The organism is Vibrio sp. YT-19(2023) (assembly GCF_033337395.1).
This window is the reverse complement of sequence record NZ_JAWOQN010001183.1, coordinates 1-512: the sequence shown is the minus strand read 5'-3', so window position 1 is coordinate 512 and position 512 is coordinate 1. Positions and strand designations below refer to the sequence as shown.

Genomic DNA, 512 nt, shown 5'->3' with positions numbered 1-512 from the left:
CCCTCACTTTGGTTGGTTTCAAGATGCGATGACGGCGGAGCACGATGCCAAATGGAGTTTGTATCACAGTCGTTTGTCGTTCTCGATGAACAGTAAGTTACTGCACCCCAAAGAGGTAATCGATGCTGCACTTAGTGCGTACCAATCAAACAAACACATCGATATTGCGCAGGTAGAAGGATTCATTCGTCAGATCTTAGGTTGGCGGGAATTCATTCGGGGTGTGTACTGGGCGAATATGCCGCAGTATCCGCAGAAAAATGAGCTCGAAGCATCACGTGATTTACCCGACTACTTTTGGACAGGAAAAACCAAGATGGCTTGTATGCGCAATGCAATAGGCCAGTCTCTCGATTATGCCTACGCCCATCATATTCAGCGTTTGATGGTGACGGGCAACTTTTGTTTGCTCACCGAGATGAATCCTGACCAAGTAGATGCTTGGTATCTCGGCATTTATGTCGATGCGATTGAGTGGGTGGAAATGCCCAATACACGCGGTATGGCTTTGT

Annotated in this window: 1 pseudogene; it reads left to right on the top strand. The window is 47.5% G+C overall.

Annotation, left to right across the window (positions count from 1 at the left end):
* Positions 1–512: pseudogene (locus R7E78_RS30735) on the top strand (cryptochrome/photolyase family protein); the annotation flags it as partial.